The 10,294-nt window shown below is 69.9% G+C and carries 6 protein-coding genes; all 6 read right to left on the reverse strand.

The genetic code is table 11. From position 1 onward, the window contains the following. Positions 1-886, reverse strand: an 886-nt coding sequence (locus ABYX71_RS07740) for an efflux RND transporter permease subunit (RefSeq protein WP_372695924.1), incomplete at its 3' end; no start/stop codon positions are given. Beyond that, entirely contained in the window at positions 883-1,986 is a 1,104-nt protein-coding gene (locus ABYX71_RS07745) for an efflux RND transporter periplasmic adaptor subunit (protein WP_372695925.1), read from the reverse strand. The genes ABYX71_RS07740 and ABYX71_RS07745, both read right to left, overlap by 4 nt. 51 nt (positions 1,987-2,037) lie before the next feature. Next, the gene (locus tag ABYX71_RS07750) at positions 2,038-4,695 is read right to left on the reverse strand and encodes a molybdopterin-dependent oxidoreductase (protein ID WP_372695926.1); all 2,658 of its coding nucleotides are present in this window, start codon (positions 4,693-4,695) and stop codon (positions 2,038-2,040) included. After that, positions 4,692-5,057, reverse strand: a complete 366-nt coding sequence (nirD, locus tag ABYX71_RS07755) for a nitrite reductase small subunit NirD (protein ID WP_372695927.1) — start codon at positions 5,055-5,057, stop codon at positions 4,692-4,694. Before nirD ends, ABYX71_RS07750 begins: the two co-directional genes overlap by 4 nt. Continuing rightward, on the reverse strand, positions 5,050-8,829 hold the full coding sequence (gene nirB / locus ABYX71_RS07760; RefSeq protein ID WP_372695928.1) for a nitrite reductase large subunit NirB: 3,780 nt from the start codon (positions 8,827-8,829) through the stop codon (positions 5,050-5,052). Before nirB ends, nirD begins: the two co-directional genes overlap by 8 nt. Before the next feature lie 212 nt (positions 8,830-9,041). Continuing rightward, on the reverse strand, positions 9,042-10,294 hold a 1,253-nt coding region (locus tag ABYX71_RS07765), incomplete at its 5' end, for a CmpA/NrtA family ABC transporter substrate-binding protein (RefSeq protein ID WP_372695929.1).

A 10,294-nucleotide genomic window follows, 5' to 3' on the forward strand; every position in this document is an offset into this window, starting at 1 on the left:
CCACCTCGAGCAGGTTGGCCGTGGACTGCATGACCACCCCCAGGCCCACCGCCGGTGAACCGTCGACGCGGATCCCGGAGCGCTCGTCCTCGGCGCCCACGGCGGCGTGCCCGACGTCGCGCAACCGCACCGGGTAGCCGTTGACCTCGCGAATGATCAGCCGGTCGAACTGCTCGGCGGTCCGCATGTCGGTTTCCGACAGCACCGTGAACTCGCGCTGCATGCTCTCGATGCGCCCGGACGGCACCTCGATGTTCTCGCGCCGCAGCGCGGTCTCCACGTCCAGCGGTGTCAGCCCGTAGGCAGCGAGCCGCTCGCGGTCCAGCCAGATGCGCATGGCATAGCGTCGCTCGCCACCGATCAGCACCGTCGCCACGCCGGGAATCGTCTGCAGACGGTCCCGCACCACGCGGTCGGCGTAGTCGGACACTTCCAGCGGCGTGTGGTGGTCGCTGTAGAAGGCCAGCCACATGATGGCGTCGGCGTCGGCCTCGACCTTGGAGATGATCGGCTCGTCGACCTCGTCCGGCAGCATGCCGCGGGCGCGGGCGACGCGGTCGCGAACGTCGGCGGCGGCATCGTCCGGATCACGCGTCAGGCGGAACTTGACCGTGATCTCCGACACCTCCTCGCGGGACACCGACTTCATCACGTCGATGCCCTCGATGCCGGACAGCTCGTCCTCCAGCGGCTGCGACACCTGGCTTTCCATGATCTCGGCACTGGCGCCGCGATAGATGGTGCGCACCGACACCACCGGCGTGTCGATCATCGGGTACTCGCGTACCGACAGCCGCTCGAACGCGATCAGGCCCAGCAGCAGAATGACCAGGCTCATCACCGTGGCCAGCACCGGCCGGCCGACTGACAGGTCCGTCAGCTTCACGAGGCGGCATCCTGCGCCGTGGCCGTCACCGGCACACCATCGCGCAGCTTCATCTGTCCCTCGGTCACCACCGTGTCACCGACCGCGAGCCCCTGCACCACCTCGACGATGCCGGGCTCGCGCAGGCCGGTCACCACCGGTACCAGCGCCACCGTGCCGTCGGTCACCCGGAACACGTACAGACGCTCGCCGCGCGGCACGATGGCCTGCTCCGGAATCACCAGCGCCTGCGGGTGCTCGCCGACCGTCAGTTCCACCTGCGCAAACATGCCCGGCCGCAGCTGGCCGTCGCCGTTCGGCACCCGCCCGCGCAGCGCGAAGGTGCGCGTGGCGGCATCCAGGCGCGGGTCGATGGCGTAGATCTCGCCCGTGAACGCGCCGCCGGGCACCGCGTCCACGCGCAGCGTCAACGGCCGACCGACCGTCAGCGCGGCGGCGTGGCGCTCGGGCACGCGGAATTCGATCTTCAGCGGGTCCAGGTCCTCCAGGTTCACCAGGTCCTGGCCCGGCTGCACGTAGGCACCGGGACTCACCAGACGCAGACCGGCCACACCGTCGAACGGCGCCCGAAGGGTTGTTTTTTCCAGCATCACGCGGTGGCGCTCGAGCAAGGCGCGCGATTCGGCCAGGCGCGCGCGCGCCTGATCGTAGTCCTGCTGGCTCACCATGTTGGTCCGGACCATGTCCGCCGCCCGCTCGAAGGTGAGCCGGTTGGCCTCGACCGTGGCCTCGGTCTGCGCCACCTGGGCGCGGTACTCGGCCGCGTCGAGGGTGATCAGCACCTGGCCGGCCGCCACCGGCCGGCCTTCCTGGAAGTGAATGCGCTCCACCCGGGCCGCCAGCTCGGGACGAATCATCACCGACTCGTTGGCCTGCAACGTACCGACGGCACGCACCCTTTCGCTCATCGGCCGTGTGTCCGCGGTAGCGGTGACCACCGGCAATGCCGGACGCGCCGCCGGCCCGCCGCCCGCGCCTGGCTTTTCCGCCTCGGAGCAGGCGGCAAGAAACAACGAAAAGACCGCGCTCCACAGCAGGGAGCGCGATCGCAGGCAGGCATGGGGCATGTTGTTATTCCGGCGATCGGCGACCGCCGCCATTACACCGCCCGCTGACCGGCCGGTCAAGCAACCGAACGGCCGTCCCGCCGCTCAGGCCGCCCGGTCGGCGGCCGCCAGGATCTGCCGCAGTTCCGGCACGCACGAGCCACAGTTGGTGCCGGCCTTGAGCGTCGCGCCGATCGCCTGTGGACTGTCCAGGCCTCGTTTGACGATGGCCTGCACGATGGTGTTGATCCCGACCTGATGACAGGCACACACGGTGCGCCCGGGGTCAGCGCCCGGCGACCCCGGCACACCGGCCAGAAACGCCCTGCGCGCCGGCCCGTCGAGCGCCTCGCCGAAGCGTGCCGCCAGCCAGTCGTCGGCCAGCCAGTCGAGTTCGGTACCGGCGAACAGCGCCAGCATGACCCGGTCACCGTCCATCGCCAGCACCCGGCATTCGCCGAGCGGGTCGGTGTACTCCAGCCACTGCCAGTCGGCCGCCGGCGGGCCGGCCAGCGAACGTGCCCAGGCCCGCACGTCCTGCGGCGCCTGGGCGGCGGCGATGCGCCAGCGCCAGCCACCCGCGACCCGGGCACGGGTGAAGTAGTCGACGTCGCCCGGCGCCCGCGGCTGGCGTGTCAGCAGCATCCCCCGCCACGGCAGGGCCACGGCGGTGACGCGCACCGGCGTCAGCTTGAACTGCGGCTGACCGGAGACCGGATCGAGCACCGCGTCGACCAGCGCATCGGCCGGCCCGGTACTGGAAAAGGTCCTGTTCCAGTGCATGGGCAGGAACACCTCGCCGGCACGCAGGCCGGAATCGAGCGCCACGCGGGTGACCAGTCCCCCATGACGGCTGTCGATGCGCGCAAATCCGCCGTCTGTCAGACCCAGTTGCGTGGCGTCGGCCGGGTTCAGTTCCAGCAGCGGTTCGGCGATGTGTCCGGACAGGCGCGGGGACTTGCCGGTACGCGTCAGCGTATGCCAGTGGTCGCGCACCCGGCCGGTGTTCAGAACGAGCGGATACTCGCTGTCCGGCGCGCTGCCCACCGCACGACTGGCACAGGCCAGCATGCGCGCCCGCCCGCCCGGCGTGTAGAAGCGGCCGTCATCGAACAGCCGCGCCGTGCCTTGCCTGGTCCCCGCCGGCACCGGCCACTGCACCGGTTCGAGCGCGTCGTAGGCGGCGCGATCCAGCCCGGCCAGGGCGCCAATGTCGAAGTCCCGGCCGGCGGCACCGGCCAGCGCCGACAGGCGTGCGTACTCATCGAAAATGGCCGCCTCGTCGACGTAGTCAAACCCCTGGAAGCCCAGCCGCTGCGCCACCTGGCTCAGCGCCCACCAGTCTGCACGCGCCTGCCCCGGCGCTGGCAGAAACGCCCGCTGGCGTGAGATGCGCCGTTCGCTGTTGCTGACCGTGCCGCTTTTCTCGCCCCAGGCCAGGGCCGGCAACAGGACATGCGCCAGCGCGGTGGTGTCCGTGTCGCGCACGCAGTCGCTGACGATCACCCGCTCGCAGGTGGCCAGCGCCGCGCGAAAGCGGTCCGCCTGCGGCAGGCTGGCCAGCGGGTTGGTGCCCATGACCCACAGCCACCGCACCTGGCCGGATTCAATGGCGCTGAACAGGTCGACCGCCTTCAGTCCCGGCGTGGCGCTGATCGGCCCACCGCCCCAGAACGCCTGCACCAGCGCGCGGTGCGACGCATCGGCATAGTCGAGATGGCAGGCCAGCATGGAGGCGAGGCCACCCACCTCGCGCCCGCCCATGGCGTTCGGCTGGCCGGTGAACGACAGCGGCCCCATGCCCGGGCGGCCGATGCGCCCGGTGGCCAGGTGGCAGTTGATGAGGGCGTTGACCTTGTCGGTGCCGACGGCGGACTGGTTCACGCCCTGCGAGAACACCGTGACCACGCGCTCGGTACCGGCAAACCAGTCATACAGCTGCGCCACGTCGCCGACCGGCAGGTCGCAGGCCGCCGCCACGGTGGCGGCGTCCGGCGCCTCGGCGCGGGCCACCGCCAGCGCGGCGTCGAAACCGTCCACATGTGCACCGACGTAGGCTTCGTCCACCGCACCGCGCGCGTCCAGCGCCGCCAGCAGGCCGTTGAACAGCGCCACGTCGCTGCCCGGCGCCAGCGGCAGGTGCAGGTCGGCGATGTCGCAGGTCGGCGTGCGACGCGGGTCGATCACCACCACGCGCAGGTCCGGGCGCGCTGCCCTGGCGGCCTTGATGCGCTGGTACAGCACCGGATGACACCAGGCCGTGTTGCTGCCGACCAGCAGCAGCAGGTCGCACAGTTCCAGGTCCTCGTAACAGCCGGGCACGGTGTCGGCACCGAACGCCCGCGTGTGACCGGCCACGGTGGAAGCCATGCACAGGCGCGAGTTGGTGTCGATGTTGTTGGCGCCGATGAAGCCCTTCATCAGCTTGTTGGCGACGTAGTAGTCCTCGTTCAGCAACTGTCCGGACACGTAGAACGCCACCGCCTGCGGACCGTGCTGCCGCAACGTCGCACGCAGGCTCTCGCCGACGGCATCGAGCGCCGCCTCCCACGCCACCGGCCGCCCATCGACCAGCGGTTCCAGCAGGCGACCGTCGAGGTCCAGCGTCTCGCCCAGCGCCGAGCCCTTTGAACACAGGCGCCCGAAGTTGGCCGGATGCGCCGGGTCACCGGCGATGGCCGCGCCGCCGGCGCCATCCGGCGTGGCCAGCACGCCACACCCCACCCCGCAGTACGGACAGGTGGTGCGCACGCCCCCGTTCACGACACCGCCAGCCACACCCGCCCCTGATCGACCCGCACCGGGTAGGCGGTCACACGCACCGCCGCGTCCTCCAGGCATTGCCCGTCGGCGAGCCTGAAGTGCTGCTTGTACAGCGGCGAGGCGACCACGAGCGCACCGCCAAGATCGCCGACGATGCCGCGTGCCAGCACGGCCGCCTCACCCAGCGGATCCCAGTTGTCGAGCGCATACACGGCCGGTGTCTCGGCCGGCAGGTGGAACAGCGCCACCTGCCGGCCGGCAACGCGCGCGGCGATGCCGGCGTTGTGCGGCAGGTCGTCGAGGGCGCACACCTCGACCCAGTCGTTGGCTTCTTGGTTCATGGCCAGGGCTGCCTCAGGCATGTTCGGTCACCTCGCTCGGCTTCTCGTCGGTGCGTGCCGGGCGCACCTGGCCACGTTCGCGCACGAAGTGAATGGTCTCGTCGGGTGTGTCGCTGTTGACGAAGGGCTTGAACCGGCGCAGGCGCTCCGGGTCGTCCAGGGTCTTTTTCCACTCGCATTCGTAGGTGTCGATGACGTGGCCCATCTGTGCCTCCAGTTCGGCGGCAATGCCGAGCCGGTCGTCGATGATCACGTCCCGCAGGTAGTCGATGCCGCCGTCGAGGTTGTCGCGCCACACGGAGGTGCGCTGCAGGCGATCGGCGCTCTTGATGTAGAACATCAGGAAGCGGTCGACGTAGCGAATCAGCGTCGAGGTGTCGAGGCCGGTGGCGAACAGGTCGGCGTGACGCGGCTTCATGCCCCCGTTGCCACACAGGTACAGGTTCCAGCCCTGTTCGGTGGCGATGACACCCACGTCCTTGCTCTGTGCCTCGGCGCACTCGCGCGTGCAGCCGGACACCGCGAACTTGAGCTTGTGCGGCGCGCGCAGGCCCTTGTAGCGCTCCTCGAGCAGGATGGCGAGCCCCACGCTGTCGTCCACGCCGTAACGGCACCAGGTGCTGCCGACGCACGATTTCACCGTGCGCACCGCCTTGGCATAGGCGTGACCGGACTCGAAGCCGGCGTCCACCAGGCGCTTCCAGATGGCCGGCAGCTGATCCAGGCGCGCCCCGAACAGGTCGATGCGCTGACCGCCGGTGACCTTGGTGTACAGGTCGAATTCCTGTGCCACGTCGGCCAGCACCGCCAGTTTCTGCGGCGTGATCTCGCCGCCGGGCACACGCGGCACCACCGAGTAGGTACCGTCCTTCTGGATGTTCGCCAGAAAACGGTCGTTGCTGTCCTGCAGGCCCTCGTGGGCCGGCTTCAGGACGTACTCGTTCCAGCAGGCGGCCAGGATGGAGGCCACCGCCGGCTTGCAGATGTCGCAGCCACGCCCACGGCCGTGTCTGTCGAGCAGCGCGTCGAAGGTGCGGATCTCGCCCACGCGCACCAGCTGGTACAGGTCCTGGCGCGTGTAGGGAAAGTGCTCGCAGATGTCGGTGTTGACGGCAAGGCCGCGCTTTGTGAGCTCCACCTCCAGCAGCGACTTGACCAGGGGCACGCAGCCGCCGCAGCCGGTACCGGCCTTGGTGCAGGTCTTCAGGTCGCCGACGGTGGTGCAGCCCTCGTCGATGGCGGCGACGATGGCGCCCTTGCTGACATCGTGACAGGAACAGATCTGCGCCTCGGCGGGCAGCTTGTCCGGGCCGAGCGCGGGCTTGCCGCCGGCATCGGGCAGGATCAGCGCCTGCGGCTGCGCCGGCAGGTCGATGCCGTTCAGGCAGAACTGCAGCAGGCTGCCGTAATCGGCGGCATCGCCCACCAGCACCGCGCCCAGCAGGCGCCGGCCCTCGGCATCGACGACGATCTTCTTGTACACGCCGGCCAGGTCGTCCTGGTAGGTGTAGCACAGCGCCCCCGGCGTCCTGGCGTGCGCGTCGCCGATGCTGCCGACGTCCACGCCGAGCAGCTTCAGCTTGGTGCTCATGTCGGCCCCGGCAAAGGCGCCCTGCCCGCCAGACAGTTCGGCGGCGACCGTCTTGGCCATCTGGTAGCCGGGCGCCACCAGGCCGAAAATGCGCCCGTCCCACAGGGCGCACTCGCCAATGGCGTAGATGTCCGGGTCGCCGGTACGGCACCGGTCGTCGACGACGATGCCGCCGCGCTCGCCCACCTCGAGACCGCACGACCGGGCCAGCTCGTCGCGTGGGCGGATGCCGGCCGAGAACACGATCAGGTCGGTTTCAAGATGCTCGCCGTCGGCGAACTGCATGCGGTGGCGACACGACTCGCCGTCGACGATCTGCCGCGTGTTGCGGCCGGTGTGCACACCCACGCCGAGCGCCTCGATCTTGCGCCGCAGCAGCGCACCGCCACCGGCATCCAGCTGCACCGCCATCAACTGCGGCGCGAACTCGACCACATGCGCCTCCAGGCCCAGCGACTTCAGCGCATTGGCGGCTTCAAGGCCGAGCAGCCCGCCACCGACCACCACGCCGACGCGGGCGCCCTGCGCCGCGGCACGGATGGCGTCCAGGTCGTCCAGCGTGCGGTAGACGAAACAGCCCGGCCGGTCACGGCCCGGCACCGGTGGCACGAACGGGTACGACCCGCTGGCGATCACCAGCTTGTCGTACGGCAGCTCCTCGCCGGCGGCGGTGGTCACCGTGCGGGCGGCGCGGTCGATGGCCGTCACCGCCGTGGCGGTGCGCAGCTCGAATCCGTGCCGGGCATAGAACGCCGGCGTGGTCAGCGCCAGCTCGTCCGCCGTCTTGTCGCCGAAATACTCGGACAGGTGCACGCGGTCATAGGCCGGCCGGGATTCCTCCCCGCACACGGTCAGCGCGAAGCGGTCGGCCGCCGTTTCGGCCAGGGTGTCGACCAGATGCTGGCCGACCATACCGTTGCCGATCACCACCACACGGGTCTTTTGCATGGGTTTGTCCTCACAGGAAGCGGACGCCTCGACGCGCTTCAGGCGCGGCTCGGCCAGGGCCCGGCCGAACAGCAGCACCTGGCGGGCCGCCGCGACATCCGTCCGGGCATCGATGAGTTGCTGAAACCAGGGGCCGTCGGCGACGTCACCGACCAGCACCGCGCCGACCACCCGGTCGCCGCGCACATTCAGGCGCCGGTACACCCCGGCGGTCGGGTCGTGAAGCACCAGCGCTTCGCCGTCTTGCGGCTCGATCTGGCCGGCGGAGAAGACGTCGACACCGCTGACCTTCAGCTGCGCCGACACCACCGACCCGGCATACGCGGCGGCGTCATCGCCGGCCACGCGGCGCGCCCACACGGCGGCCTGCTCGTACAGCGGTGCCACCACGCCGTAGCACACGCCGCGGTGCTCGGCGCATTCGCCGATGGCATCGATCAGGGGATCGGAGGTGGCGAGCGCGTCGTCCACCAACACGCCGCGGTTGCAGGCAATGCCGGCCTCACGCGCCAGTTCCGTGCGCGGACTGATGCCAACCGCGAACACCACCAACTGCGCCGCCACCCGGCGGCCGTCGCCAAGTTCGACCGCCTCCACCCGCGCGTCGCCGGTCAGGGCCGTGCAACGCGCGGACAATTCAAAGCGAATGCCACGGGCTTCGAGCGCGCGCTGCACCACGGCCGCCGCCGGCGCGTCGAGCTGGCGGTTCAGTATGTGATCCGCCGCATGCAGGACCGTCACCTCCAGACCCTGCCGGGCAAGCCCCGCAGCGGTTTCCAGGCCCAGCAGCCCGCCACCCACCACGACCGCCTGCCCGCCACCACGGCACGCATCCAGCACGTGCTGCAGATGCGCGAGGGTCCGGAATGCGATTACGCCAGGCAGCTGCGCGCGCGGTACGTCGGGCCGAACGGCGCGTGCCCCGGTCGCCAGCAGCACGCGGTCATAGTGCAGTCGCTCACCATCGTCGAGCCGCAGGCAACGGGCAGCGCGCTCGATGGCGATCACCCGCCGGCCGCTGATGACCTCGACGCCGTGCTCGGCCAGATCGTGGGCCGGCCGCAGGACCAGCCCGTCGGGCGGGACGTCGCCGGCCAGGGCGGCGGACAGCAGAACGCGGTTGTAGGCCGGCTGCCCTTCGGCGCCGACCACGGTGATGCGATAGCGTTGCGGGGCGTGCGCCAGCAGTTCGTCAACGGCGCGGCTGGCTGCCATGCCGTTGCCAATCACGGTCAGGTGCGGTCGTTCGTCCATCTTCGTCGTGTCAAGCAGTCACCAAGGCCCCGGCAGTGCCAGGGATCTCGTTTCCGCTCGCCGACGTTGGCGAACCCAAAACCGCAGCGACGTTGCCACGGCGAAGGCCGGGTTGAACCGGCCAGGACATTTTTTACCACCGGCCACAACCGGCGGGCTGCCACCTGCCCGACCCCCGGCCGGACGGCGTCAACCGTCAAACCTGCAATTATCTATGCAATTTTCGCACCAAGAACTCGCGGGTCGAACACCGCGTTGTCGATGAACCGGTCCGGCCCCAGCGTCACCGCCTCGTCGCCCTCACCCAGCTTCCACACGCCACGGTGTCCGCCCTCGGCCTTCATGTCGACCACCGGCACCGGCAGCCCAAGATGCCCCACGGAACGCCGGTAGATGTCGGGTCGATACACCGCCTCGGCGACAGCGACAAGGTCGGCATCCTCGGACAGCTGTCCGCTGCGAACCATCTGTTCAAGCATCCACAGGGCGTGCGAACGCCACGGGAAGTTGGCCGCGTAGCGATGAAAAACGTGAAAGTCCGACAACTCGCGGCGTCCGCCACGCGGGTCGACCGCCACGTCACCGACCAGCGACCCGACAATCACCTCAACCGGCAGGTCGAGATACTCCGGACGCGCCAGCAAGACCGCCGCCTCGCGACGGTTCTCCAGGCTGGCATCCAGCCACTGCGCCGCTTCCACCAGGGCACTGATCAGCGCCGCGTGCGTGGCCGGATAGCGCTCGGCCCAGGCAGCCGACACCGCCAGCACCTTTTCCGGCGCGTTGTTCCAGACGTCGTGACCGGTGGCCGCGATGCCGCCGACGCCCTCGCGCACCGCCAGCGTATTCCATGGCTCGCCGACGCAGTAGCCGTAAATGGCCCCCTGGCGCAGGCGCTGCACCATCTGCGGTGGCGGCACCACGATCAGCTTCACGTCGCGATCCGGATCAATGCCGGCCGCCGACAGCCAGTAGCGCAGCAGATAGGTGTGGTTGGAGGCCGGATAGACGCTGGCGAAGGTCAGCGGATCGGCGCCGCTGGCGCGCCGCTGGGCCACCACCGCCGCCAGGGCCGCCGCGCTGGTGGCATAGCCGCCGGCGCTGACCTGCATGTCACGAAACAGGTTATCCGCCAGTGTGATGGCATTGCCGTTCAGCCCCAGGCTCAGCGCCGTCACCAGGGGCTGCTGCAGGCCTTCGATGCCCAGCGAACAGGCCAACGCCATCGGCGCGAGCAAATGCGCGCCATCCAGGTAACCGACGCCCAGCTTGTCCCGCAACGTGGCCCAGGAGGTCTGCTGCGACAGCGCCACATCCAGCCCATAGCGCGCGAAGTGACCATGTTCGAGCGCAATGATCAGCGGCGCCGCATCGGTCAGCGGGATGTAGCCAAGGCGCACCTGCGCCAGTTCTGGGATCGGCTTGTTGGCGGTCACTTGAACAACTCGGCTGTGTCGATCACGCC

The organism is Immundisolibacter sp., assembly GCF_041625615.1.
In the GTDB taxonomy this organism is placed as follows: domain Bacteria; phylum Pseudomonadota; class Gammaproteobacteria; order Immundisolibacterales; family Immundisolibacteraceae; genus Immundisolibacter.

What these genes read in the sequence shown, in the direction of transcription:
- nirB (WP_372695928.1), bottom strand. Translation starts at nt 8,829, where the DNA reads ATGGACGAACGACCGCACCTGACCGTGATTGGCAACGGCATGGCAGCC.
- nirD (WP_372695927.1), bottom strand. Translation starts at nt 5,057, where the DNA reads ATGCCTGAGGCAGCCCTGGCCATGAACCAAGAAGCCAACGACTGGGTC.
- ABYX71_RS07745 (WP_372695925.1), bottom strand. Translation starts at nt 1,986, where the DNA reads ATGGCGGCGGTCGCCGATCGCCGGAATAACAACATGCCCCATGCCTGC.